This is a genomic window from Luteibacter sp. HAY1-4A (genome assembly GCF_056755355.1).
Window position 1 is genome coordinate 43754 of the sequence record NZ_JBNDHZ010000024.1, and the last position, 23226, is coordinate 66979.

Here is a 23226-nt window from a genome sequence, read left to right on the forward strand (position 1 = left end):
CACCGCCCCGACGCTTTGGGAATCATCTTTCCTACCTTCCGGAGCCACCCCATGCACATCGATCTAAGCAAGCGCACCGCCATCGTCACCGGCTCCACGGCCGGCATCGGCCTCGCCATCGCCACGGGGCTGGCCAAGGCGGGTGCCTCGGTCGTCATTACCGGCCGCACCCAGGCCCGCGTCGACGAAGGCATCGCTGCCGTGAAGAAGGAGGCCCCGAACGCCAAGGTCTCGGGCGTCGCCGCCGACCTCGGCACGAAGGAGGGTGCGGACGCACTGATCAAGGCTGTGCCCCAGGCCGATATCCTCGTGAACAATCTCGGCATCTTCGAGCCGCGCGACTTCTTCGAGATCGACGACGCGGAGTGGAGCCGCTTCTTCGACGTCAATGTCATCTCCGGCGTTCGACTTTCCCGCCACTATGCCAAGGGCATGGCCGAGCGTGGCTGGGGACGCGTGCAGTTCATCTCCAGCGAATCGAGCATCCAGACGCCGCCCGAGATGGTGCATTACGGTGTGACCAAGACCGCGCAGCTCGCGGTGTCGCGTGGCCTCGCGGAAGTGCTGGCCGGCACCGGCGTCACGGTGAACGCGGTGCTGCCGGGCCCCACGTTGTCCGAAGGCGTTAGCGAGTTCTTCGGCAAGATCGCGAAGAACGACGGCAAGACGCAGGAGCAGGTCGAAGCCGAATTCATCCAGACGCACCGCCCCACGTCGCTGATCAAGCGCCTCTTGAGCGTCGAGGAAGTCGCGAACGTCTCGGTGTTCCTCGCTTCGGAAGAAGCCTCCGGTACTACCGGCGCGTCGTTCCGCGTCGATGGCGGCGTGGCGCGCCTGATCCTCTGATGCGGTGACAGGAACCGGCTCCCACCTGGCGAAAAACTCGTACACCGCGAGGCTCGGTGGGAGCCGACCCTGTCGGCGACGCGTCACCCGTTCACTTGGCAGATGATCCGCGAAAACGCCCCGTCATTCCGCTGAAACTCCGGCCTGGCCGAATGAAAGCGACGCTCGCTCAAGGTGACCGACGTTACTTTCTCCATGCGAAAGAACTTCCATCCCGCTGACGCACCCGACGCGCTTGCGCCCGCGACCTGATAGGCGCTGAGCAGACGGTCCCCCGCGTGATCGTCACCGTAGACATGGGGCTGCACCAGCCGCTCTTCGCCGCCGTATTCGACCACCAGCAAATGCATCGAGCGGATGCCTTCGCAGATCACCGCCTCGAACCGGTTCACGACAGATCTCCATCCACATAGAACCATCGCCCGTCTTCGCGCACGAAGCGACTGACCTCGTGCATGCGCTCGGCCTTGCCGCCGCCAATGCGAAGACGTGCGACGAACTCGACGATGGCCGTATCCGGCGTGGGAGTCTCGTGACGCTTCACGGAAAGGCCAAGCCACGTTGGCTTCGGCGACTGCATCGCGAGGCCTAAGGAAGACGGTCTCGTACTCGAATGCCAGGTGGCGAGAAGGTAAGCGTCGAGTAAGAGCACGTAGGCGCTGTAGCGGGATCGCATGAGCGCTTCGGCGCTGGGTGCCGCCTCACCGCTGTGCCAGCGGCCGCAGCACGCCGCATACATCGAACCGCTTCCGCACGGGCACGTCTGGACTGGCGTTGCGGTCATGGTCGTCATTCCTGCCTTTGCGAGTGCTTATTGTGGCGCGAAGGTCAGCCGACCTCACCTGAGATGACCAGCGACGCGAGGTCGTAACCCATGGACATCGCGCGCGAACACAGGTCTTCGAAAACAGGCTTCTCCATTACCGGCCGAGTGCCAGGACCCAGTAGTCGGCCCATACGAGGGGTAGCCACGACAGCCAGGCGGGTGCGAACCGTACCTCCAGCTTGCCTTGGGAGAAGGGTTCCGGCCGTCTCGCCACGCCATCGCTTGCGATGGTCTTCCCCTCGGCGGTCACGCATTCGTTGTGCACCGCAACGGTTCCGTCGGCGCGCGGTGTGTAGGTCGCGGTGACGCCGGTCTCGCACTTCCGCTGGAAATACATCGGCAGGCGGGCGATCTCGTGCCATGTACCAGCGTAGCGCTCCAAGTCGAGGTGGCTGACGGCGGTGACGGGGGCCGTTGCGATGGGCGGCATGGCTGGATTCCTTTGGGGCGACCCCCTACGATGCGCATCGGGGGTGAACCCCGTTTGAACCACGCCGTTGCGGAAGGGGGCCGCTACCGCATGGAAAAGCCTTCGCATCACACTCGGCCGCCTCTTTGGAAGCGGCTACGGGAACGCCTGGCAGCGCACGCCTCGGTGCGGTACGACGCGGAAACCCGATGCATCGTCCATCATCCGGATCGCTTCCACTTCCGTGAAGTGTTCGTGGATCGCATCGCCAGGGTGGAGGCGGGAAACCGCGACGGTGTGCCAGGCGTTGCCTGGGAGACGGTGTTCCTGTTTTTCCACACGATCGATGGCGAGATGCTCGCCGTCTCGGAACACGATCACGGGTTCGCCGCACTGGTGACCGACCTCCGCCAGGTGTTCCCGCGGATCGTCGAGTGGCAGCTCGCGGTGCCCTCGGTGCGGTTCCAGCTTACGTCGGTGAACCTGTGGGCGCGATCAGTCGCGAACGCGGACGATCCTGACGAGTAGCGCGATGGCGCCGGGATCGAGTTCGACCGAACGCGGCGCGACGATGGTGTCGCCGGTTGCGCAGGCGACGTCTCCGGCGAACGCTGTACCCCGGGCGAGATGAAGTAATGCAGTGTCCTGGGCATCGACATGGCCAGGCCCGTGCACGACATCGATCGTGCCGCGCACCGCACCGCGGCGAACCATCAGGTTGAAATCGCGTGTCGCTCCGCCGGCCAGCGCCACTCCGACCTGCGCTTCGCCCGGAAAGGCGAACGGATGGCAAGGTGTCGTCAATGCGTGCTCAGACTCACCGTCGAGCGTCATCGTGAAACCGTCGCCCTGGAGCAGCACGATGGTCCGGTCGATGCCCGGAAACCGCGAGAACGGCGATGCGGTATCCACATCGGCGATGCTCACCCGCCAGAGGAAGTCGTCCATGGAAGCACCGGACGGTTCGACGGTGATCTCGCGTGTGATACCGAGGCCGTTCTTCCACGGCACCGCTTTCAATGCGTCGAAGCGGACGACCTTCACGCGACGCGCTCGATGTCGCGCGCGAAGGGCGGCAAGGCACGCAGCATGCCCGTGCCGTAGCGCTTGGTGATGACGCGGCGATCGAGCAGCACGATGCGCCCCGTGTCGGTTTCTGTACGGATGAGGCGTCCGCAGTACTGCGTCAGCAAACGCGTGGCATCCGGCACGCTCACTTCGATGAAGGGATTGCGGCCACGCGATTCGAGCCATTCCGCATACGTGGCACCCACCGGATCGGTCGGCACCGCGAATGGGAGTTGCGTGACGACCACGGTCTCGCAGAGCTTGCCGGGAAGATCCAGGCCCTCGCCGAACGAGGCAAGGCCGAACAGCGTGCTGCCCTTGCCGGCCTCGATGTCCTGGCAGTGCTCCGCGATCAGCTGCGCCTTCGACAGGGAGCCCTGCGCGCGCACCTTGCGCACGAATTCGATGGGCAGGATCTGCAGCACGCGGTCGAGCTTCGCGCGCGATGTGAACAGCACCAGGTTGCCCGCGTTCCAGTCCAGGTGCTTCGCCAGCCACTCGGACACTTCGCGCGCGTGGCCTTCGCGATCATCCGGCAGCGCTTTCAAGGCGGGCACGGCGAGCGTGGCTTGCCGTTCCAGGTCGAAGGGCGAGGGCAGGCTGACCGTGACGGCTTCGTTGGGCAGCCCCACCGAATCGGCGAAGCCGCGGAAGTTGCCGCCGGCGCTTAGCGTGGCCGAGGTCATGACCACGGCGGCCGCGTTGTCCCAGAGCACGCTGCGCAGCAGCCCGCCGGCCGACACGGCCGACGCATGGCATACCAGCTGCTGCTCCGGCGTCATGCTGACCCAGCGCGCGAGCGGCGGGCCGTTCTCGCGGTCGTCGGTGGACCATGCGTACCAGGTGCGCACCTGACGGTCGAGGCGCTCCAGCGCCACGCCGAGTTCGCGTGACAGCGCTTCCTGCGTGGGCCCGCCCGCCTCCATCTCCACCACGGTGCGGCGCACCGTGCGCAGCCAGCGCTGGATGTCCTTCGTGACGAGGTGCAGGTACTCGGCATGCGACTTCCAGTTTTCCGGAAGCTGGCCGAGCGAGGCGCGGAACACGGGTTCGGTCTCGCTCGACGAAGGCGTCCACGACAGGCGGATCTCGCGCTCCATTTCTTCCAACGCGTTGGACATCTCGAGCATCTTCTCGTCGCCCTGTTCGAGCGTGAGGTTGCCGATGCTTTCCTTGTCCGTGAGCGAGTACGCCGCGTGGATCTGGTTCTGCAGGCGGCCGATGCGGCGCACGGCCGTGGCGAGGTGCACATCGGCGGCGCCGCGGTCGATGGCCTTGGCGGGCACGTGGTGCGCCTCGTCGAAGATGTAGAGGGTCTCTTCCGGCTTTGGCAGGATCACGCCGCCGAAGGTGTCCTCGTCGCGCGGCATGGTGAGGTCGGCCAGCACCAGGTCCTGGTTCGCCACGACGATGTCGGCATCGCCGATCGCCCTGCGGGCGACGAAGAACGGGCACACGGCGAAGACGCCGCACTTTCGGCCGGTGCAGCCGCCGGCGCTGGTCGTGATCATGCCGCGCACGAGGTCGGACAGCGGCTCGGGACTGATGTCGATGTCGCCGTTCCACTCGCGCGACTCGAACGCCTTGCCGAGCTTTTCGATGGCCTTGGTGTCGCGTTCGGCGGGCGGTCGCGACCACAGTGCGAGTTCGGCATCGAAGTCGAAGCCGCCTTGCGCGGATGGCTCCGCGCCGGCCATGCGCAGATTCCTGGGGCACAGATAGCGGGCACGGCCCTTGGCCAGTGCGACCTTGGCCTCGACGCCGCACAGGCTCAAGTACTGCGGAATGTCGCGCTGCACGAGCTGTTCCTGGAGGGCCACGGTGGCGGTCGCGATGACCAGCTTCTTCTTCTGCGCCCGGGCCACTTCCAGTCCGGCGATGAGGTACGCCATGGATTTACCGGTGCCCGTCGGCGCCTCGATCACGGCCGCGCCGGCCGGTTCGGCCAGCGCCTTGGCCACCTCGGCGATCATCTTCAACTGCGACGAACGCCCACGGAAACCCGCAAGGCCGTCCTTCAGGCGCGCATAGGCGGCGCGGATCGCGGCTTTGGTGTCGTCGGTGAGCATCGATGGGCGCGTGGAGGGGTGGGGCAACCTTGCAAGGTTACCCTATCGCCGTCTCAGCCCACGAACCTCAGGCGTGGCGGCGGGTCATCCCGGCCGGCGGCGTGCCGGCACCGGCGACAAGGCCGGCCACCACGTAGTTGTGTTCCAGCCAGGTGCCGTCGGCCTGCTGCACGTGGATTTCCACGGGGCGGCCCAATTCGGCGGAAAGGCTGGGGGCGATCTCCTCGGCGGCGGCAAGCGCGGCGGCCTGCGAGACATACGGGCCGAGGAGGAGGGATGCCGCACGGCGCACGATCCACGGTCCCTGTGTCGATTCGCTGTACGGAATGAACAGTTGGGCGGAACTCGAAGCCATGGAACCCTCGCGAAGGCAGGTGAACCAGACGATCGAGGCCGCTGGTGCGGCCTCGTGCCCGAAGCTACGCCCGCCGAGCTAAAAAACCCGTTAAGTCTTGTGGGACAAGGGTTTAGGGCCCCAGTTGGTGCCGCCGGAAGCAATCCGGGGCGTGGCTGTTGATGAGGCCCGTGGCCTCCATCCAGGCGAACACGATGGTCGGCCCGACGAAGGTGAAGCCGCGCTTCCGCAGGGCCTTGGATACCTGCTCGGAGAGGGGGCTGTTCGGCGGGACAGGGCCTTGCCATTCGATCGGCCGGCCCTCCACGAACTGCCAGGCGAAGGCCGCGAAATCCTCGCCTGCCTCGCGCATCGCGAGGAAGGCCCGGGCATTGCGGATGCTCGCCTCGATCTTGCTGCGCGAGCGGATGATGCCGGTATCGGCCAGCAGGCGCTCCACGTCTTTCTCGCCGTACCGGGCCACCGTCTCCGGATCGAAGCCCTCGAAGGCGCGCCGGAATCCGTCGCGCCGGGCGAGGATCGTGCGCCACGAGAGACCCGCCTGGAAGCCGTCCAGTACGAGCTTCTCCCACAGCTTGCGGCCGTCGCGCTCGGGAACGCCCCACTCGCGGTCGTGGTAGTCGCGCATCAGGTCATCGGTTTCACCCCACGGGCAACGAACCAGCGATTGGATGTCGGGCATGCTCATCCGCCAAGCCTCGCACCCATACCCTTTCGGGTCTACCATCGCCCGCTTACCCACCGCATCCGGGTTCCCATGCCACCACTCGACGCAACCCCCTCCATGCCCGACGCCATCGTCGCGGTGCGTGGACTCTCCAAGACCTACAAGACAGGTTTCCAGGCGCTCAAGCGCGTGGACCTGGAGATCCGCCGTGGCGAGATCTTCGCGCTGCTCGGGCCGAATGGCGCGGGCAAGACGACGCTGATCAGCATCGTCTGCGGCATCGTCAACGGAAGCGAAGGAACTGTCACCGTCGACGGCCACGACATCGTGCGCGACTACCGCGCCGCACGCGGCCTCATCGGTCTCGTGCCGCAGGAACTCTCCACCGACGCTTTCGAAAGCGTCTGGGCCACGGTGAAGTTCAGTCGCGGACTCTTCGGCAAGCCGGCGGACCCGGCGTACCTGGAGAAGATCCTGCGCGAACTCTCGCTGTGGGAGAAGAAAGATTCGAAGATCATGACACTCTCAGGCGGCATGAAGCGCCGCGTGCTGATCGCGAAAGCCCTTGCCCACGAGCCGCGCGTGCTCTTCCTCGACGAACCCACCGCGGGCGTGGACGTGGAACTTCGCCACGACATGTGGCAGATGGTGCATCGCCTGCGCGAATCGGGTGTCACCATCATCCTCACCACGCATTACATCGAGGAAGCCGAAGAGATGGCCGACCGCATCGGCGTCATCAATCGCGGCGAACTCGTATTGGTGGAAGACAAGCACACGCTGATGCGGAAACTCGGGAAGAAGCAGCTGTCGCTGCAATTGCAGACGCCGCTCGGGGCGATTCCGGAAGGCCTCGCCGAATGGCCGCTGGAACTCTCGGCCGATGGCGGCTGCCTCACCTATACCTTCGACGCACAGGGCGAACGCACCGGCATTGCCGAACTGCTGCGCAAGCTCAATGCCCTGGGCATCGACTTCAAGGATCTGCACTCGAGCGAGAGTTCGCTCGAGGACATCTTCGTCAGCCTGGTGAGGAGCCGCGCATGAACCTCTACGCGATCCGCGCCATCTACCGTTTCGAGATGGCCCGTACCTTCCGCACGCTGATGCAGAGCATCGCCTCGCCCGTGCTGTCCACGTCGCTTTATTTCGTGGTGTTCGGCGCGGCCATCGGTTCGCGCATGGGCGAGGTGGGCGGCGTGAGCTACGGTGCCTTCATCATCCCCGGCCTCATCATGCTGTCTCTGCTGAACGAGAGCATCTCGAACGCCTCGTTCGGCATCTACATGCCCAAGTGGGCTGGCACGATCTACGAACTGCTTTCGGCGCCGGTGTCCTACGTGGAAGTGGTGCTCGGCTACGTCGGCGCGGCAGCCACGAAGTCGGTGATCCTGGGCCTGCTGATCCTGGTCACGGCACGCCTGTTCGTGGCCTACGAAATCCAGCATCCCTTCTGGATGGTGGCCTTCCTGCTGCTCACGGCGGTCACCTTCAGCCTGTTCGGTTTCATCATCGGCCTGTGGGCCGACGACTTCCAGAAGCTGCAGGTAGTGCCGCTGATGGTGATCACGCCGCTGACCTTCCTCGGCGGAAGTTTCTATTCCATCTCGATGCTGCCGCCCGTGTGGCAGAAGATCACGCTGTTCAACCCGGTGGTGTACCTGGTGAACGGCTTCCGCTGGAGCTTCTACGGCACCGCGGACGTGAACGTGGTGGTCAGCGCGTCAGCCACGATCGGCTTCCTGCTGCTGTGCCTCGGCATCGTGTGGTGGATCTTCCGCACCGGGTGGAAGTTGAAGTCGTAGCGTTTACTCTGATCTTTGTAGCCGCCGTGGCGTCGAGGCACACGGGTGACGATGCTTCATGGCGTCCTGTGGGAGCCGCTTCAGCGGCGATGCATGGTCGCGAGAGCGCCCGCTATCACGGGTATCGCCGGCATAGCCGGCTCCCACAAAGGGCTCAGGTCAGAGCCTTACGGCTTGCCGATGAAATCCATCTTGCCCAGCGCCACGCCCGCGCCGCGCAGGATCGCGTATGCCGTCGTGGTGTGGAAGTACACGTTGGGCAGCACGAAGCCCAGCAGGTAGTCCTGGCCGCGGAAACGCATTTCGTTCGTGCGCGTCTGCAACACCACTTCGCGCTCCTCGCTGCCGTCGATCTCTTCCGGCTTGAAGCCCTTCAGCAGGTCGATGACGTACGCGATGCGCTTCTGCAGGTCGTCGAAGGTGGCCTCGTTGTCTTCCATCTTCGGCACGTCCTTGCCGGCGAGACGGAAGGCGGCGCCCTTCGCCATGTCGGTGGCGATCTGCACCTGGCGAACCAGCGGGAACATGTCGGGAGTGATGCGCGTGTGCAGCAGCACTTCCGGTGCGATGTTCTTTTCGGCGGCATGCGCCGCGCCCTTGGCGAGCACGCCGGAGAGGTTGGTCAGCGCGCGGACGAGGACGGGCACGCAGGCCTGGTACATGGTGATGGACATGGGGTAGTGGGCTCTTCTGGTGATGGGCGGCCGGCCGGCCGCGGCGGCATATTGTGCGGCGTCGTTGGCGGCGCGTCGACGCCGGGCCCGGGTAGGATGGCGCCATGAGTCCCGAGGACGCGCCGCCCGAACATGCCGAGACCGTCCGGCGCGCCAGCCGGCTGCGTCGCGCCCAGCGTATGCTCGACCGCCTGTTCCGCAGCATGCCGCTGGGACGGCGGCTGCGCGTCGGTGTGTTCATGGCCTTCAAGGCGACGTTATCGGCCAGCGTCGCCTATGCAATCGGTCAGGCGCTGCATACGGAACAGGCCTTCTGGGCGGCGATCAGCGCCGTGGCCGTCACGCAACCACATTACGGCGACACCCGCGGCGCTGGCCGCGACCGCTGCCTCGGCACGGCGCTTGGCGGCATCGCCGGCCTCCTCGGTCTCTGGATCGGCGGCAGTGGCAATATGCTGGCCTTTGCTCTGGGGTTGGGACTGGTCACGATCGTATGCTGGGCCGCCAACGCGGCCGCCGCGGCGCGCATCGCCGGGATCACCACCGCCATCGTGCTGCTGGTGCCGAGCACGGGGCCACGCTGGGAGGTGCCCTTGATCCGCCTTGGCGAGGTCGTGCTCGGCACGCTGTGCGCCCTTGTCATAGGATGGGCGGTATCGCGGCTGGAAGAGCGCGTGGAGCGCAAGGAAGAGGAGGACGGGGCATGAACTTGCGAACGCGGCATCGCGAAAAGCATCGGCTCGGCCGCATCGGCTGGCTGCGCGCCGCCGTGCTTGGCGCCAACGACGGCATCTTGTCCACGGCCAGCCTCGTCGTCGGCGTGGCGTCGGCGCCCCAGGCCCGGCCGTCCGACATCATGATTGCCGGCGTGGCCGGACTCGTTGCAGGCGCCATGTCGATGGCGGCCGGCGAATATGTCTCGGTGAGTTCGCAGGCGGACAGCGAAAGCGCCGAACTGGCGAAGGAATCGCGCGAGTTGCGCGATGACCCGAAAGGTGAGCACAAGGAGCTGACCGAGATCTACGTCCAGCGCGGACTCGACCGCGCGTTGGCGCAACAGGTGGCGGAGCAACTGATGGCGCACGATGCGCTGGAAGCGCACGCACGCGACGAACTCGGGCTTTCCACCACCACGGCCGCTCGCCCCCTGCAGGCCGCCATCGCCTCGGCCATCAGTTTCGCCAGCGGCGCGATCCTTCCGATCCTGGCGGTCTTACTGTCGACGCGCCAGCTGGCGGCGGCGGTGACGGTGATCGTGTCGCTGCTCGGCTTGGCCATCCTCGGCGGCGTGTCGGCCGCGATGGCGGGCTCTCCCGTGGTTCGCGGCGTGGTTCGCGTGCTGTTCTGGGGCGCGGCCGCCATGGCGCTCACAGCGGCAGTGGGACGCATCTTCGGCGTCGCGGCGTAATAGCCGCCGGGCGCCGAGATCCTGCCGCTAGCCGGCGACGCAGCGGTTCCGTCCGCCGTTCTTTGCCGTGTAGAGGGCGAGATCCGCGCGGTCGAAGACCGACTGCGGCGTGTCGCCGGGCTGGAACTGCGCGAGGCCGATGGAGGCCGTGACGCGTACCGGTTGCCGGCTGGCGTGGAAGGCCAGGTGCTGGATCTTGCCGCGCAGCCGTTCGCACACCTGCAACGACTCGGCCTCGTCCGCGCCGTCGAAAATGACGATGAATTCCTCACCGCCGTAGCGCGCGACGAAGTCGCAGGGGCGCACGTGCTTCAGCAAGGCCTGGCCGATGATGCGCAGCACGGCGTCGCCAGCGGTATGCCCGTAGGTATCGTTGATGCTTTTGAAGTGGTCGATGTCGATGGCTGCGATGCACATGGGCCGCGACGTGGCCTGCCAGCTTTCATAGGCCGCCTCGATCCGCTTCTCGTACGCCAGACGGTTGGGCATGCCGATCATGGTGTCGGTCTGCGCCAGTTCGTGTTCGCGTTCGAGCGAGCGCTGCAACGTGGTGCGCTCGGTTTCCAGCTGTTCGATCCGCTGGCGCATCTTCTCTGCGCGTTCGCGATACGCGGTGAGCCGCGCACCCTCGCGTTCGCGGAAATCGCGGAAGCAGAGGGCGATGGTCTCGAGGCTGCGGTTCACGCGTTCGCGCAGTTCGTGCGCGTCGTCGATCTCCAGGGCGGCTTCGCCGAGCAGGCGCATCTCGTGCGCCACCGATGCGTCCAACGCCTGTCCGTTGGACTCGCCGGTGGACTGGTCGGCCAGTTCGCGCGACATGTACTGGCTCATCTCGTCGAGACGGCCGGTGACATGGCGAAGCACTACCTGCAAGGCGTCGATCTCGCGCTGCAGGCCGATGCGCTGTTCGTTGATCAGGTCGGCCAGGCGGTCGCCGCATGCGGCCAGGGCCACGAGGTCGCCCGCGTCGGCCACCTGGTGGCGCAGATCGTTCGCCCGGTCAGCCAGCCGGGGAAGGACGACGATGCGGTCCACCAGCCGGCTGAGCGACGATTGCACCGACGATCCGTGCTCCGTCCGCTGGGGGCGTCCGATGGAGATCGAGCGTTCCTGGTACCCGGCGACGGGTTGCTCGCCGAGCGCCTGGATCGCGTCGGCCAGGCCGTTCACCAGCGGCTCGAGGTCGATCGGTTCCATCGGCTCGGAGAGAGCCGCGGAAAGTCGTTCGATGTGGGGATCGACCTGGTCGTGCGCGCCGTGCGCCACGCGGCCCAGGCAACCTACCAATTGGCGAAGAAGCGATTCCGCGGTGCGCCATTGCGCCTCTTCACGGGTCAACCGCTCCACGGCTTCGTGATACTTGCTTTCCCAGAGCTGGTTGTCCAAACGCACGCTCCGACCGTGTCGTAAGTTGCCGATTAGCGTCATCATACGATGAAGTTTGCGAATTAGCTCACGTTTTCCGGGCTCATTGCGGGGTCCCGCTCACCCCGGGTGGCCCGCGCCGCGACCACGCCGCCCACCGCCACGAGGGTGGCGGCGAGCAGGAACGGCATGCCCGCGACATGGAACGTGCGGGCTGGATCGATCCAGTACGCGAAGATCTGCGCGAACAGGTATGGACCGAAGATACCGGCGAAGCTGCCGAGGCTGGTCACGCCACCCTGGAGCCGGCCTTGCTCGTCCGGCGCCACGTGGCGGGTCATGATCGACTGGATGGGCGGTCCGGCCAGTCCCCACAGCGACATGAGCGGAATGCCGATCAGGAAGGCCCAGCCCACGGACGCCAGCCCCATGACCGCGAAGGCCGTGGCGCCGAAGAACAGCCCGGCCAGCATCACCCGCCGTTCGCCGAAGCGGGCCACGAGGCGGCCGGTGAGGAAGGCCTGCACCGTGCCGTCGCACGCACCCACCAGTGCCAGCACGTAGCCCACCTGCTGCGGTCCCCAGCCGTAACGGTAGTCGGCATAGAGGACGAACACCGTCTGCAGCACGTAGTGCGCGAGGTAGAACGTGAACATCACCACCGACAAGCCGAACACCTGCGGGTTCCGGCGCAGGAGTTTCATCGCGCCCAGCGGGTGGGCGGTGTGTGGCTCGAAGCGGGCCGCGCGTTTTTCGGGTGGCAGGGATTCGGGAAGGATGAAGAACCCATAGAGGAAGTTCGTGAGCGCCAGGCCCGCCGCGACCCAGAAAGGCAGACGCAGGTCGATGCCGCCGAGGAAACCGCCCAGCGCCGGACCGATGATGAAGCCGATGCCAAAGGCGCCGCCGAGCATGCCGAAGGCGGCCGCGCGCTTCTCCGGCGGCGTGACGTCGGCGATATAGGCATTGGCGGTGGTGAAGCTGGCCGCCGTCATGCCGGAGATGACGCGGCCGACGAACAGCAGCCACAGCGACGGCGCGATGGCCATGAAGATGAAATCGAGGCCCAGACCGAGGTTCGACAGCAGCACCACCGGACGCCGCCCGAAACGGTCGGACAGTGCGCCCTGGATCGGCGAGAAGATGAACTGCACGATGGCGAACACCGTGCCGAACACGCCCACCCACCATGCCGCGTTCGACACCGTGCCACCTGTCATCTGCTCGATGAGGTGCGGCAACACGGGAATGATGATGCCGAACGCCAGGATGTCGATCAGCACGGTGACGAAGATGAAGATCACCGCGGCACGGCGAACAGGGGTGTGGGTTTGCGCTTCCATGGGTTCCGTCTAGACCAGTTGTTTCAATCGCGGCTTCACGATCGGCACCGTCAGCATGGTGCTTGCCACGGCCATGAGCAGCAGCGCGGTGAAGGTTTCGCTGGTGATCACCTGCCGGTCGAGCAGGATATTCACGAAGATGATCATGATCAGCGCCTTGGTCTGCAACAGCCAGCCGATCGTCCATGCATCGCCCTTGGCCCAGCCGAGGAGCTTGCCGGCCACGCCCACGCCGGCGAGCTTGCCGCCGACCGAGGCCACCAGCAGTACACCCGCCGCGACGAACACCGTCGCGCCACCCACCGACCAGTTGGTGCGCAGGCCAGTGGACAGGAAGAAGACCGGCATCAGTACCAGCAACACGTTGTGGCGCAGCTTGTCCACGTTCTCCAGCGTGAACCAGTCGCGGTCCATGACGGCGCCCGCCAGGAACGCACCCACCATGTAGTGCAGTCCCGACCAGTCGGCACCGTACGCGCAGGCCGCCAGCCATACGAGTCCGACGTACCAGCGATCGGTTTCCTTGAGGCGCCTCATCAGCCGCCGGAACAGCCACGCGGCGACGGCGAAACCGGCGAGGAAGGCCGCCTGGTGACCCACCCGCTTCCAGTCGAGCAGGATGATCGCCAGCACGCCCCAGATGGCGACGTCGTCGAGGCTGGCGTACCGGAGCACGCGCATGCCGAGCGGCTCACGGAGGATGTCGAGTTTTTCCAGCAGGAGGATGAGGATGGGCAGTGCCGTCACGGCACACGACATGCCTATGCCCAGCACGAACTGCCAGGGCTCGGCGGCGGGGCCCATCCAGCCGTCTCGCCACGCCAGCATGCCTATCGCGACCAGGCAGCCGGCGATCAGGGGCCCGGCCAGCGCCAGTCCGGCCGTGGTGCCACACTCGCGCCGGCGCCGCCATACCTCGTGCAGGTCGAGTTCGATGCCGGCGAGCCAGACGAACACCATCACCGCCCACCAGGCGATGCCGTTCAGCGCGCCGATGACCGGCGGCGCGAACACGGTGGCGTAGTAATCGGGAAACGCTTTGCCCAGGACACCCGGTCCCAGCACGATGCCGGTGACGATCTGCACGACCACGAGCGGCGCCCAGTAATCGGTGCGACCCACCCGCCAGACGAGGTACGGCACTGCAAGGATGATCGCCATCGCGATCAGGAACATCTCGGTCGTATTCATTGGCCCTCCCCAGGGAGCGCCGAGGATAGCCGAAACCGGTGCGCTTGCCTCTGTCGTTACTGGGGCGGCTGCGCGAGTTCCTTCGCGTTCAACACGCCGTCGTGGTTGCGGTCGAGCTTGTGGAACTGGTGGATGAGGTTGCGCTGGAATGCGTCGAGGTGCACGGGTCGCGCGCCTGGGCGCATCGGGCCGTCGTTCGCGTCCAGCACGCCGTCGCCGTTGACATCCATGCGCAGGAAGCCCTGGCTCATGTAGCGCAAGTATTCCGCCTCGTCGACGCGGCCGTCGCCGTTGTCGTCCATCCGGCGCAGGTAGTCCGCAGGGGTGCGCGGGAAATCCTGCGCCAAGGCGGGAGCGGCAAGGACGAAAGCGGCAAGGAGGGCGCAGGCGCGTCTGGTCATGGGCCGGCAGTCTGCGCGATCGGAGGGCGTTTGTCGCGCCGCCGCATGCGGGAGTACCTTTGGGGTCTGGCAGCCCCGACTCAGGAAGTCCCTCGATGATCCACGACAGCATCCTCGACACCATCGGCCGTACCCCGATCGTGCGCTTGCATCGCCTAGCCCCCGCCCACGTCACGCTCTATGCGAAGGTGGAATCGTTCAATCCTGGCGGCTCGGTCAAGGACCGCCTCGCCATCGCCGTCATTCTCGACGCCGAGCAGAAGGGCCTGCTCAAGCCAGGCGACACGGTCATCGAAGCCACCTCCGGCAATACGGGCGTAGCCCTCGCGATGGTCTGCGCTGCGAAGGGCTACAAGTTCGTGGCGACCATGGCCGACAGCTTCTCCGTGGAACGGCGCAAGCTCATGCGTGCCTATGGCGCCAAGGTCATCCTTACTCCGGCCGCCGAGCGCGGCAGCGGCATGGTCCGCAAGGCCGAGGAGCTGGCGGCGAAGCACGGGTGGTTCCTGCCCCGGCAGTTCCAGAACCCGGCGAACCCCGCGTACCACCGCAACACCACCGCCGCCGAGATCCAGCAGGACTTTGCCGGCCGCCGGCTCGACGCCTTCGTCACCGGCTGGGGCACGGGCGGTACGCTCACCGGCGTGGGCGAGGTGCTCAAGGTGGCGCGGCCGGAAGTGAAGATCGTGGTCGCCGAGCCGGCGGCGGCGCCCCTTCTCCAGGACAAGCCGTGGTCGCCGCACAAGATCCAGGGCTGGACCCCCGACTTCGTGCCGGACGTCCTGAACCGAAAGGTTTTCGACGTGAACCTGCCGGTGGACGAGGTAGTGGCGCGCGATACGGCCCGGCGCCTCGCTTCGGAAGAGGGGATTTTCGTGGGCGTGTCGGCTGGCGCCACCGTGGCGGCGGCACTCGCATATGCCGAAGGCGCGGAGAAGGGCAGCGTCATCCTCGCCATGCTTCCGGACACGGGCGAGCGGTACCTCTCGACGTTCCTGTTCGAAGGCGTGGAAGAAGGTTCCGACGAGGCGTGGCTGAACAGCTTGTCGTGACTGTGGGAGCCGCTTCAGCGGCGATGGGTGCTCGCGGCAAGCGTGCCCGCTGCCGCGGGATCGCCGGCATAGCCGGCTCCCACAGGGTGTCGCTTGCCGTCATCAAGGCGCAACGTCGTCACTGCGTTACCGTCACGCCATAGGCGGCAGCTTGGTCTCCTCGAAACAAGGAGGCCAACTGTCATGACATTTTTCCGCAGCAAGAGCGTGGGCGAAGAACTCCTCGGCCGCGCCCACCGCATCGCCGGTGCAACGATGGGAAGCCATCCGCGTGAAGCCTTCGGTGCCGCCCGGGAGTACGCCGGGCGCGCCGGCACGATGGCAAGCGATGCGTTCGGCGGCGCTACGCGCGGCGTGCGGCGTCATCCTGCGCTCAGCGTGGCCGTCGGCGTCGGCATCGGCGCGCTCGTTACCGCCTATGTCCTGGCCCACCGCGCGCGGCACGTGCACGACGACTACGACGAGCACGATCCGACTCGCCAGCGCCCGACGAACAGCAGCGGGGACGCGTTGGACGGATCGGGCGAGGACAACCCCGTGCCGGGTGAGTCGGGGTTGTATTGACGGTTTACGTCAACGACTCACGCCGCATTCGCGCGCCGCCGTAGCACGGCAAGCGGCTGCGCCCAGGTAGCACCGGGGCGCCGCTTGCTCGTCACCAGTGTGAGTTCGGACGGCTGGAACACGTTGACGTTGTGCGTTGCCGGCGTCGTGAGGATGTATTGCGCACGCGTGCTCTTCAGGAACGCGCCCACCTTGTCGATGTTGAAAATGTCGAGGTGGGCGAACGGCTCGTCGATGAAGACGAAACCGCCGGGGCGATCCTCGTCCCTCATCAACGCCACGAGCAGCAGGAGCGACTTCATCACCTGCTGGCCGCCGGACGCTTCGCCATCGTCCATGCCGATCCAGCCCTTCTTGTCGAACTCGAAGCGCACGTGCAGCGCGGCCGAAGCGAGTGCCAGGTCGTCGTTGCTCAACTCGGGAAGGTCGACTTCCACGCCGATACCGGCCAGTTCGGCGAGCACTTTCAGGTTCTTCGCGTAGCGGCGCACGGTGTTGCGCAAGACCTGGATGTACGCGCCGCGCGCCTCGTGGGTGATGCGCGATGCGCGCTCGAGGTGCAGGCGCCGCTTTTCCAGATCGTGCTTCAGACCCTCGTGGTCCGAGAGCAGTTTCTCGCGTAGCGCGAGCACGCTCGGGTCCTGCTCCCAGTGGCCTTCGTCGAGGCGCCGCTCGACGCGCTCGATCTCGCGGCGTACCGCTGCCGGCGATTCGTAACGCTCGCGCAGGGCCGCCGTCGCCGTGCGGCTGCGGAAGTGCAGCGGCACGTGCGCGCGCTTGGCCCGGAACGCCCTCAGCCGCTCGACCTGCTCGCCCCGCAACTGGTGGTATTGCCTGATGGCGTCCGCCAGCTGGCGTTGCACGTCGCGCTGTTCGCGTGCCGCATTGTCGCGTGCGTTGGATGTCTTCAGGCGTTTTTCCCGCACCGCTTCGTAGTGGGCCTCGGCGGCCACGTGGCTGTCCGCCGTGCGCTGCACGTCTTCGCGCAACCGGGCCTGCTGCTCGCGCGCTTCCGCGAACTCGTCCGCGCGATCGGCCAGCTGGCTGCTGGCACTGGCGCCGCGCAGCACCGCCTCGGCATCGCTCGCGCGGGCGAGTGCCTCCTTCCGCTCGCCGGCGATCTCGCGCAGACGGGCCTCGATGTCGCGCAGTTTCGCTTCGCCGTCGCGCAGCTGGCGCTCGCGGGCGGACGCACCGAAGTACATGTCGTCCACGCCGAGGTGGCGGCCGCCGCGTCGTTCGCGGAAGTAACCCTGCGGCGTGATCCAGTCCTGCTCGCGTCCGAACTTCGAGCCTTCGGCCGCGTCGTCGACGCGGCGGATGCGGTCGAGATTGCGCAACAGCCAGTCGGGCGCGGCGGCCGAGAACGCCACCACTTCCAGCAGCGAGCCGCGCGTGGCGGTATCTGCGGGCGCGCGGTCGGCCACCACGAAGTGCTTGTAGCGGTGTTGCTCGCCGAGCTTCCACGCCTTCTCGCGATCGCGCGGATCGTCCAGGAGCACGACATGGCGATAACCTGCGAGCACGGCCTCCACGGCGGGCTGCCAGCGCGGTTCCACGATCTCCACGATCTCGCTGAGCATGCTGTGGCGGATGCCTGCCTCGTCGAGCGCACGGCGGAACGACGCTTCGAAATCCGGCGTATAGCGACGGCCGCTGCGCCACGCGGAGAGCTGGCTGGTCAACGTGCCGAGGTCCTGACGCAGGCGCGCTTCCTCGCCTTGCAGCTGGTTCACCGTGGCGCGCGCGTCGCGCGCGACATCGGCCAGGCGCTCGTGGTTCGCACCGCCCTGTGCCGCCACCATCTCGCGCAGGCGTGCCTCCTGCTTGATCAGCAGGTCGTTCTGCGCGAGTTCCGCGCGAGCGGCGTCGAGACTCTTCTGCGTCTGTTGGCGCGCGAGGTCCGCTTCATGTTGCTCGGCGCGCAGTGTCTCGCCGCTGGCGTCCCACTCGCCGAGCTGGCGGGTGAGTTCGGTATCGCGACGCTCGAGTTCGCTCACGCGGCGCTTCACGCCGGTGAGTTGCGGACGCGCGCCACGGATGCCCGCGCCCAGGTCGGCCAGCTCGGTCCGAGGCAGGACATCGGACACGAGGTCCACGCGCTCGGTCTTCAGCGCGTTCCATTCCTGGAACGAGCGTGCGCGAGCTTCCGCTTCCTGCAGGCTCACGCCGATCAGCGACAGCTGGTGTTCGAGCCCGTGCTGTTCGCGGTCGGCCTCCATCTGTTCGTTGCGTGCGCGCTGGTAGTCGTCGAGCACGGCCTTGTCGCCGAACACGTCGAAGACGAGGTCGAGCAGTGCCTTGGGCGGCAGTTGGCAGAGCTTGTCGGTAGCGCCCTGTTCGAGGGTGAGTACGCGACGAATGGCCTGCGACAGGCCCGCGCCTTCGAGCCGCACGCGGTATTCGCGCAGGCCGAGGAAGTCGCCACGCTGCTCGATCTCCTCGATGCCCACGTCGCCGCCGAGCACGGCGTACTGGCGCGTCCATTCGCCGCCTTTCTTCTGGATGCGGCAGGCGAGGGTGACCTCGCGGTCCATCAGCGGGAAGAACGGCCGTTCGCCGCTGGGTCCCGGCGTGTTACCTACGCGGGCGCGCAGCCAGGCGAACGGCTTGCCATTGTGGCGGAGGTAGCTCTTGTAGTCGCGGTTGCCCGCGCAATCGATGGTGAGCAAGGTGCGCAGGGCATCGAGCAGCGTGGTCTTGCCCGAACCGTTCGGGCCCACCACGGTGACGATGTTCGTATCCAACGGCAGGCTGAAGCGCTGCCAGTAGTCCCAGTGCACGACCTCGAGGCTGCGGAAATCAAACATCGCCGTTCTCCTCGAGTTCGTCTTCCAGTGTTTCCCAATCGTCACTTTCCGTGGGAGCCGCTTCAGCGGCGAGGGGTGCTTGCGACAGGTCTGCCCGCTGCTGCGGTATCGCCGCTGAAGCGGCTCCCACAGGCACGTTGCCCAGCAGGTCGCCCAGCGCACCGTCGAGGATGCGTCGGGCGGTGCGTTCGTAGTCGAAGGCCAGGTCGAGCAGGGGGCCTTCGGCGACCTCGCCCTTGCGACGCACGATGAAGCCCAGGCGGTTCAGCGTACCGAGATTGAAACCCACGCGTGTCTTGCCGCCCAGCTTCTCGCCGAAGTCCGCGAGCAGCGTGCGTTCGGCGATCACGGGCGAGAGCGACGGATCGCGCGATATCGGTTTTTCCTCCGCGAACATCTGGCTTTGCGACGCGGACGCCTCGACTTCCTGACGCTCCAGCTGGCGCTGCCGTTTCGGCAACACGATGAGCGCCCAGATCACGACCAGCAGGGCCACGCCATCGCGGTCCAGCTGCAAGGTGTTGGAGATCCAGCTATCGCTGCCGCCGAAGACGGCACGCTCGCTCTTCCTCGCGACGGCGAGGCCGATGTATGCGGCGTAGGGGTGCTCGCGCAGTTCCAGTCCCACGGCCTCCAGACGGCGGTCGAGGTCTTCGCGGAATGCTTCGTCCAGCAATGCCTTGCGCGCCTGGACGTCGTCGCGCGGAAGCCAGCGCTGTGCAAGGAGCCGGGTAACCAGGCTCGCGGTTTCATCATGCATCGTCGGTGTCCTTAGTGGCGGCGCGCGGACGCAGGCGTCCCGCGCTCACCAGGGCGATCTGGGGCAAGTCGGTCTCGATGAGGCGCGGCTCGATCTCGAGGGCGAGCGGCAGGCGCGCGAGGTCGGCGGTGCCACCTTCCAGCGCCGCCGACTCAGGGTCGCCGAGCAGCCCAAGCAGCGAGAGCCGGTAGGCGGAAAGGGCGTAGTCGTCGCCGATCAGCGTCGCCTCCAGTTCCACGGGCGCGGCAACCGCGGCCAGTTCCGCGTGCCACGCCTCGAGGAAGCGCAGGTCTTCCTCGTCCATGGGCAGGTCCGCGGTGTCGGGCGGCTCTTCCGCACCGGGGAGTGCGGTGCTCTCGGCAGCGAGGCGTTCGCGTTCGAGCAGTTCGAATTCGGCCACGTCCAGCGCGATCTGGTCGTGGATGAAAGCAGCGGGCAGAGGCAGCAGCAACTGGCCGTCCTCGAAGGAGGCCAGGGCATCGATATCCTGCGCGCGCAGCCATCCCACCAGGTCGGACGACGAGAGCCCCGTGCGGCCGAGATGCACGCGGTGCTGGTCGATCTTGTTGAGTTCGCGCTGGAAGGTGCCGGCCTGCCGGAGCAGCGCGCTCTGCGCGCGTCCAACGGCTTGCGCGAGCCGGTGGGCCGCGGGTTCGAGGTCTTCCTTCTCCGTGATGCCGGCCACCACCTCGGTGCCTTTCTCCACCCAGGTCCACACCGAATCGAGCCGCTCCGCGGCGCGCCGGATGCGGTGTTCGGAACCGGAGAGCACCGCGCGGTCGAAGTCTTCCTTCAGCTCGGTGAGACGGGAGAGCAGGTGTCCGAGTTCGTCGACCGAGACGCGACCGACGGCTTGTCCTGCCGCGAGCTGCGCGGTGAGATAACCGAGGCCGTCATCGTCGTCGTTCTCGAACTCCAGCATGGTTGCGAGCGCGGCGAGCGCCTTCCGGCCGAGCGGGCCGACGCGGTAGCGCAGGGTCTCGCCGTCGTACACGAGAAGGTCGTGGTCCTTCAGGCGTTGCACCACCGTTTCCAGTTTCACCGGATCGACGAAGGCGAGCTGGTCGCGAATCTCCTGCGGCGTCCATTCCGTGGCATGCGAGCGGCCGCCCAGCGTGCGCAGCACCAGCAGGCGCAGCAGCACCTGTGCCTCGCCGCCGTGGAACAGCGCGGAGAACGTGCGCAGCAGGCCGCGCCCGCGCAAGAGCGGGAAGACCATGGGCAGGTCTTCCGCGACGATGCCTTCGCGGAAGAGATCCTGCAGGCGTTCGTCGTGGACGGTGGTGTCGGCCGGTCCGCTCAAGGTTATCGACGGTCGACGCCGACGAAGCGGAGGAACTCGCCGCGTGTGCGCGGATCTTCGCGGAAACTGCCGAGCATCTGGCTGGTGATCATCGACACGCCGCGCTTGTGTACGCCGCGCGTGGTCATGCATTCGTGGCTGGCGTCGATCACCACGCCGACGCCGCGGGGGCGCAGCGTGTCTTCGATGCAATGGGCGATCTGCGCGGTGAGTTTTTCCTGCACCTGGAAGCGGCGCGCGAAGCCGTCGACCACGCGGGCCAGCTTGCTGATGCCGACCACACGGTCGGTGGGCACGTAACCCACGTGGGCGCGGCCGATGATCGGGGCCATGTGATGTTCGCAATGGCTCTCGAACTCGATGTCGCGCAGCACGATCATCTCGTCGTAGCCTTCCACTTCCTCGAAGGTGCGGCGCAGGTAATCGGCCGGGTCGTCGTCATAACCCCGGAACCAGTCCGAATAGGCCTTCACCACTCGTTTGGGCGTGTCGAGCAGGCCTTCGCGCTTCGGGTCCTCGCCCGCCCACAGCAGCAACGTGCGCACGGCCTCTTCGGCCTGTTCGCGGCTGACCGGACGGGACTTGGCGTCGTCGCTCATCGGGGGTGGTTCCTTCGCGGGTGCAAACGCGCATTGTAGCGTTGTTGCATCGCGCTGGAGCCGTCTTCTGTGGGAGCCGCTTCAGCGGCGATGGGTACTCGCGGCAAGCTGCCCGCTGCCGCGGGATCGCCGGCGTAGCCGGCTCCCACAAACGGCCCCCCTTAGTCCGGGGTTTCGGTGCCGTCGGTGTCCCCATCGTCCAACCCCGGTACCAGGTCGAGCAGATCCTGGCTTTCTTCCGACCCCAGCGACTCCACGCCGCGGAGCTTGCGCTCGATGGCCCGGGTGCGTACCCCGGCCGTATCGATGCTGTTGCGCACCGTGTCGAGCTGTTTCCGGGTTTTTTCCAGCACCGTGGCGAACTTGCCGAACTCGTTCTTCACCGCCGCCAGCACGTGCCAGACCTCGGAAGAGCGCTTTTCGATGGCCAGCGTGCGGAAGCCCATCTGCAGGCTGTTGAGCAGGGCGGTGAGCGTGGTGGGGCCGGCCACCGTGACCCGGCATTCCCGCTGCAACTGGTCGGAAAGGCCCGGCCGGCGGATCACCTCGGCGTACAGGCCCTCGGTGGGCAGGAAGAGGATGGCGAAATCGGTCGTATGCGGCGGCGCGATGTACTTCGCGCGGATGCGCTTCGCTTCCTCGCGCACGCGCAGTTCCAGTGCCTTGCCGGCGGCATGGGCGGCGTCCGCGTCGGCGGCATCCTGTGCGTCGAGCAGGCGCTGGTAGTCCTCCACCGGGTACTTGGCGTCGATGGGCAACCAGACGGGGCCGCCATCGTCGGTGCCCGGCAGGCGGATGGCGTACTCCACCCGCTCCGCGGAGCCGGGCACGGTGGCGACGTTGGCCGCGTACTGCTCGGCGATGAGGATCTGCTCAAGCAGGGCGCCGAGTTGCACTTCGCCGAAGGTGCCTCGCGTTTTCACGTTGGTGAGCACGCGCTTCAGGTCGCCCACGCCGGCGGCGAGCACCTGCATCTCGCCGAGGCCGCGCTGCACCGCTTCCAGCCGCTCGGACACCAGCTGGAACGACTGCCCGAGGCGGGTTTCCAGGGTGGCCTGCAGTTTTTCGTCCACGGTGGCGCGCATCTGCTCGAGCTTGGCCGCGTTGTCCTGCTGGATGGCGCCGAGCCGGGTTTCCAGGGTGGCGCGGACCTCGCCGAGGCGCTTTTCGTTCTCGCCGGTGAGCGCGGCGAAGCGCTGGTCGATGAGTTCACCGAAGTGCTTGAGCGTCAGTGCGGACTCCTCGCGCGTCTTGCGCGAATCGTCGGCCAGGCCGAGGCGGAGCGATTGCAGGCCGTTGTCCGTGCGCTCGGTGAGCTGGTCGAGGCGGCGTCCGAAGCCCTCGATGCGCTCGTGCTGGCGTTCGGCGACCGTCTGCAGCTGCTCCTGCACGTGGCCACGGAACTGCGCGAAGCTCTCGCCGAGTTCGCCGCGGCCCGCGCGCTGCTCCTCGCGGATGAGGGTTTCGAGGCGGCGGGTATCGTCACGCAGTGCGTCGAAGCGGGCGCCGCCGGCGTCGTCCCGCCGGCCCCTGGAAAGCAGGACGATGAGCACCGCGAGGCAGGCCAGCGCGAGCAGCAACAAGACGATGAGGAGGATGGTTTCGAGCGTCATGGAGCGAGATTAACCGACTGTGGGAGCCGCTTCAGCGGCGATGGGGGCTCGCGGCGAGCCTGCCCGCCGCCGCGGGATCCTGTCTCTTATACACATCT

24 protein-coding genes and 1 pseudogene are annotated in these 23226 nt (G+C 66.8%); 8 read left to right on the plus strand and 17 right to left on the minus strand.

Annotated features, from left to right (window positions below):
* The first annotated feature begins 51 nt into the window (after positions 1–51).
* Complete coding sequence (locus ACPYOD_RS10050; RefSeq protein WP_481301603.1) at positions 52–846, plus strand: SDR family NAD(P)-dependent oxidoreductase; 795 nt, start codon at positions 52–54, stop codon at positions 844–846.
* Positions 847–929: 83 nt separating this feature from the next.
* On the opposite strand, the gene ACPYOD_RS10055 is transcribed toward ACPYOD_RS10050, so the two are convergent.
* The 3 genes and pseudogenes from ACPYOD_RS10055 to ACPYOD_RS10065 all read right to left on the minus strand — a co-directional run bounded on the left by ACPYOD_RS10055 (position 930) and on the right by ACPYOD_RS10065 (position 2102).
* Positions 930–1238: a nucleotidyl cyclase domain-containing protein gene (locus ACPYOD_RS10055; protein WP_481301604.1), complete on the minus strand. Its 309-nt coding sequence runs from the start codon at positions 1236–1238 to the stop codon at positions 930–932.
* On the minus strand, positions 1235–1630 hold the full coding sequence (locus ACPYOD_RS10060) for a YchJ family protein (protein ID WP_481301605.1): 396 nt from the start codon (positions 1628–1630) through the stop codon (positions 1235–1237). The genes ACPYOD_RS10055 and ACPYOD_RS10060 overlap by 4 nt, the downstream gene beginning before the upstream one ends.
* Before the next feature lie 44 nt (positions 1631–1674).
* A pseudogene (locus tag ACPYOD_RS10065) lies at positions 1675–2102 on the minus strand (lipocalin family protein).
* A 90-nt stretch (positions 2103–2192) separates the two neighbouring features.
* Between ACPYOD_RS10065 and ACPYOD_RS10070 the strand changes: the two are divergent.
* Positions 2193–2609 carry a hypothetical protein gene (locus ACPYOD_RS10070; protein WP_481301606.1) on the plus strand — a complete coding sequence of 139 codons (417 nt, stop codon included), beginning with the start codon at positions 2193–2195 and terminating at the stop codon, positions 2607–2609.
* On the opposite strand, the gene ACPYOD_RS10075 is transcribed toward ACPYOD_RS10070, so the two are convergent.
* From ACPYOD_RS10075 to ACPYOD_RS10090, 4 genes are all read right to left on the minus strand, one after another.
* Complete coding sequence (locus tag ACPYOD_RS10075; protein WP_481301607.1) at positions 2577–3125, minus strand: HutD/Ves family protein; 549 nt, start codon at positions 3123–3125, stop codon at positions 2577–2579. The genes ACPYOD_RS10070 and ACPYOD_RS10075 overlap by 33 nt on opposite strands.
* Positions 3122–5218, minus strand: a complete 2097-nt coding sequence (gene dinG / locus ACPYOD_RS10080) for an ATP-dependent DNA helicase DinG (RefSeq protein ID WP_481301608.1) — start codon at positions 5216–5218, stop codon at positions 3122–3124. The genes ACPYOD_RS10075 and dinG overlap by 4 nt, the downstream gene beginning before the upstream one ends.
* Positions 5219–5285: 67 nt before the next feature.
* Entirely contained in the window at positions 5286–5573 is a 288-nt protein-coding gene (locus ACPYOD_RS10085) for a DUF2188 domain-containing protein (RefSeq protein WP_481301609.1), read from the minus strand.
* Positions 5574–5685: 112 nt separating this feature from the next.
* Positions 5686–6255 carry a DNA-3-methyladenine glycosylase I gene (locus ACPYOD_RS10090; protein ID WP_481301610.1) on the minus strand — a complete coding sequence of 190 codons (570 nt, stop codon included), beginning with the start codon at positions 6253–6255 and terminating at the stop codon, positions 5686–5688.
* A 102-nt stretch (positions 6256–6357) separates the two neighbouring features.
* Here ACPYOD_RS10090 and ACPYOD_RS10095 point away from each other — a divergent pair, with 102 nt between their 5' ends.
* Together ACPYOD_RS10095 and ACPYOD_RS10100 are read left to right on the plus strand one after the other, a co-directional pair.
* The gene (locus ACPYOD_RS10095) at positions 6358–7287 is read left to right on the plus strand and encodes an ABC transporter ATP-binding protein (RefSeq protein ID WP_481301611.1); all 930 of its coding nucleotides are present in this window, start codon (positions 6358–6360) and stop codon (positions 7285–7287) included.
* The gene (locus tag ACPYOD_RS10100) at positions 7284–8045 is read left to right on the plus strand and encodes an ABC transporter permease (RefSeq protein WP_481301612.1); all 762 of its coding nucleotides are present in this window, start codon (positions 7284–7286) and stop codon (positions 8043–8045) included. Before ACPYOD_RS10095 ends, ACPYOD_RS10100 begins: the two co-directional genes overlap by 4 nt.
* 167 nt (positions 8046–8212) lie before the next feature.
* Here the strand turns inward: ACPYOD_RS10100 and ACPYOD_RS10105 are convergent, their stop codons facing one another.
* On the minus strand, positions 8213–8719 hold the full coding sequence (locus tag ACPYOD_RS10105; RefSeq protein ID WP_481301613.1) for a DUF1993 domain-containing protein: 507 nt from the start codon (positions 8717–8719) through the stop codon (positions 8213–8215).
* Between the two features lie 104 nt (positions 8720–8823).
* Here ACPYOD_RS10105 and ACPYOD_RS10110 point away from each other — a divergent pair, with 104 nt between their 5' ends.
* Positions 8824–9426, plus strand: a complete 603-nt coding sequence (locus ACPYOD_RS10110) for an FUSC family protein (RefSeq protein WP_481301614.1) — start codon at positions 8824–8826, stop codon at positions 9424–9426.
* Between the two features lie 2 nt (positions 9427–9428).
* Complete coding sequence (locus ACPYOD_RS10115; protein WP_481301626.1) at positions 9429–10127, plus strand: VIT1/CCC1 transporter family protein; 699 nt, start codon at positions 9429–9431, stop codon at positions 10125–10127.
* A gap of 27 nt (positions 10128–10154) precedes the next feature.
* Here ACPYOD_RS10115 and ACPYOD_RS10120 read toward each other — a convergent pair whose 3' ends face one another.
* From ACPYOD_RS10120 to ACPYOD_RS10135, 4 genes are read right to left on the minus strand one after another with little or no spacing between them, the layout of a single operon-like run.
* Complete coding sequence (locus tag ACPYOD_RS10120) at positions 10155–11519, minus strand: GGDEF domain-containing protein (RefSeq protein WP_481301615.1); 1365 nt, start codon at positions 11517–11519, stop codon at positions 10155–10157.
* Positions 11520–11575: 56 nt separating this feature from the next.
* The gene (locus ACPYOD_RS10125) at positions 11576–12835 is read right to left on the minus strand and encodes a TCR/Tet family MFS transporter (protein ID WP_481301616.1); all 1260 of its coding nucleotides are present in this window, start codon (positions 12833–12835) and stop codon (positions 11576–11578) included.
* A gap of 9 nt (positions 12836–12844) precedes the next feature.
* Positions 12845–14026, minus strand: a complete 1182-nt coding sequence (locus ACPYOD_RS10130) for a cation:proton antiporter (RefSeq protein WP_481301617.1) — start codon at positions 14024–14026, stop codon at positions 12845–12847.
* Between the two features lie 56 nt (positions 14027–14082).
* Entirely contained in the window at positions 14083–14427 is a 345-nt protein-coding gene (locus tag ACPYOD_RS10135; RefSeq protein WP_481301618.1) for an EF-hand domain-containing protein, read from the minus strand.
* Between the two features lie 95 nt (positions 14428–14522).
* Here ACPYOD_RS10135 and cysK point away from each other — a divergent pair, with 95 nt between their 5' ends.
* Positions 14523–15479: a cysteine synthase A gene (cysK, locus tag ACPYOD_RS10140; RefSeq protein ID WP_481301619.1), complete on the plus strand. Its 957-nt coding sequence runs from the start codon at positions 14523–14525 to the stop codon at positions 15477–15479.
* A gap of 183 nt (positions 15480–15662) precedes the next feature.
* On the plus strand, positions 15663–16043 hold the full coding sequence (locus tag ACPYOD_RS10145) for a hypothetical protein (protein ID WP_481301620.1): 381 nt from the start codon (positions 15663–15665) through the stop codon (positions 16041–16043).
* 17 nt (positions 16044–16060) lie between these two features.
* On the opposite strand, the gene ACPYOD_RS10150 is transcribed toward ACPYOD_RS10145, so the two are convergent.
* The 5 genes from ACPYOD_RS10150 to ACPYOD_RS10170 form a co-directional block, all read right to left on the minus strand.
* Complete coding sequence (locus tag ACPYOD_RS10150) at positions 16061–18853, minus strand: AAA family ATPase (protein ID WP_481301621.1); 2793 nt, start codon at positions 18851–18853, stop codon at positions 16061–16063.
* Complete coding sequence (locus tag ACPYOD_RS10155; RefSeq protein WP_481301622.1) at positions 18846–19613, minus strand: hypothetical protein; 768 nt, start codon at positions 19611–19613, stop codon at positions 18846–18848. Before ACPYOD_RS10155 ends, ACPYOD_RS10150 begins: the two co-directional genes overlap by 8 nt.
* Positions 19606–20916, minus strand: a complete 1311-nt coding sequence (locus ACPYOD_RS10160; protein ID WP_481301623.1) for a hypothetical protein — start codon at positions 20914–20916, stop codon at positions 19606–19608. The genes ACPYOD_RS10155 and ACPYOD_RS10160 overlap by 8 nt, the downstream gene beginning before the upstream one ends.
* Before the next feature lie 2 nt (positions 20917–20918).
* Complete coding sequence (gene folE, locus ACPYOD_RS10165; protein WP_481301624.1) at positions 20919–21515, minus strand: GTP cyclohydrolase I FolE; 597 nt, start codon at positions 21513–21515, stop codon at positions 20919–20921.
* 161 nt (positions 21516–21676) lie between these two features.
* Positions 21677–23128: a DNA recombination protein RmuC gene (locus ACPYOD_RS10170; protein ID WP_481301625.1), complete on the minus strand. Its 1452-nt coding sequence runs from the start codon at positions 23126–23128 to the stop codon at positions 21677–21679.
* Positions 23129–23226: the final 98 nt, after the last annotated feature.

Coding starts and splice junctions, on each gene's coding strand:
- ACPYOD_RS10050 (WP_481301603.1), top strand. CDS start 52: ATGCACATCGATCTAAGCAAGCGCACCGCCATCGTCACCGGCTCCACG.
- ACPYOD_RS10060 (WP_481301605.1), bottom strand. CDS start 1,630: ATGACCGCAACGCCAGTCCAGACGTGCCCGTGCGGAAGCGGTTCGATG.
- ACPYOD_RS10070 (WP_481301606.1), top strand. CDS start 2,193: ATGGAAAAGCCTTCGCATCACACTCGGCCGCCTCTTTGGAAGCGGCTA.
- dinG (WP_481301608.1), bottom strand. CDS start 5,218: ATGCTCACCGACGACACCAAAGCCGCGATCCGCGCCGCCTATGCGCGC.
- ACPYOD_RS10085 (WP_481301609.1), bottom strand. CDS start 5,573: ATGGCTTCGAGTTCCGCCCAACTGTTCATTCCGTACAGCGAATCGACA.
- ACPYOD_RS10090 (WP_481301610.1), bottom strand. CDS start 6,255: ATGCCCGACATCCAATCGCTGGTTCGTTGCCCGTGGGGTGAAACCGAT.
- ACPYOD_RS10095 (WP_481301611.1), top strand. CDS start 6,358: ATGCCCGACGCCATCGTCGCGGTGCGTGGACTCTCCAAGACCTACAAG.
- ACPYOD_RS10100 (WP_481301612.1), top strand. CDS start 7,284: ATGAACCTCTACGCGATCCGCGCCATCTACCGTTTCGAGATGGCCCGT.
- ACPYOD_RS10105 (WP_481301613.1), bottom strand. CDS start 8,719: ATGTCCATCACCATGTACCAGGCCTGCGTGCCCGTCCTCGTCCGCGCG.
- ACPYOD_RS10110 (WP_481301614.1), top strand. CDS start 8,824: ATGAGTCCCGAGGACGCGCCGCCCGAACATGCCGAGACCGTCCGGCGC.
- ACPYOD_RS10125 (WP_481301616.1), bottom strand. CDS start 12,835: ATGGAAGCGCAAACCCACACCCCTGTTCGCCGTGCCGCGGTGATCTTC.
- ACPYOD_RS10130 (WP_481301617.1), bottom strand. CDS start 14,026: ATGAATACGACCGAGATGTTCCTGATCGCGATGGCGATCATCCTTGCA.
- ACPYOD_RS10135 (WP_481301618.1), bottom strand. CDS start 14,427: ATGACCAGACGCGCCTGCGCCCTCCTTGCCGCTTTCGTCCTTGCCGCT.
- cysK (WP_481301619.1), top strand. CDS start 14,523: ATGATCCACGACAGCATCCTCGACACCATCGGCCGTACCCCGATCGTG.
- ACPYOD_RS10145 (WP_481301620.1), top strand. CDS start 15,663: ATGACATTTTTCCGCAGCAAGAGCGTGGGCGAAGAACTCCTCGGCCGC.
- ACPYOD_RS10150 (WP_481301621.1), bottom strand. CDS start 18,853: ATGTTTGATTTCCGCAGCCTCGAGGTCGTGCACTGGGACTACTGGCAG.
- ACPYOD_RS10155 (WP_481301622.1), bottom strand. CDS start 19,613: ATGCATGATGAAACCGCGAGCCTGGTTACCCGGCTCCTTGCACAGCGC.
- folE (WP_481301624.1), bottom strand. CDS start 21,515: ATGAGCGACGACGCCAAGTCCCGTCCGGTCAGCCGCGAACAGGCCGAA.
- ACPYOD_RS10170 (WP_481301625.1), bottom strand. CDS start 23,128: ATGACGCTCGAAACCATCCTCCTCATCGTCTTGTTGCTGCTCGCGCTG.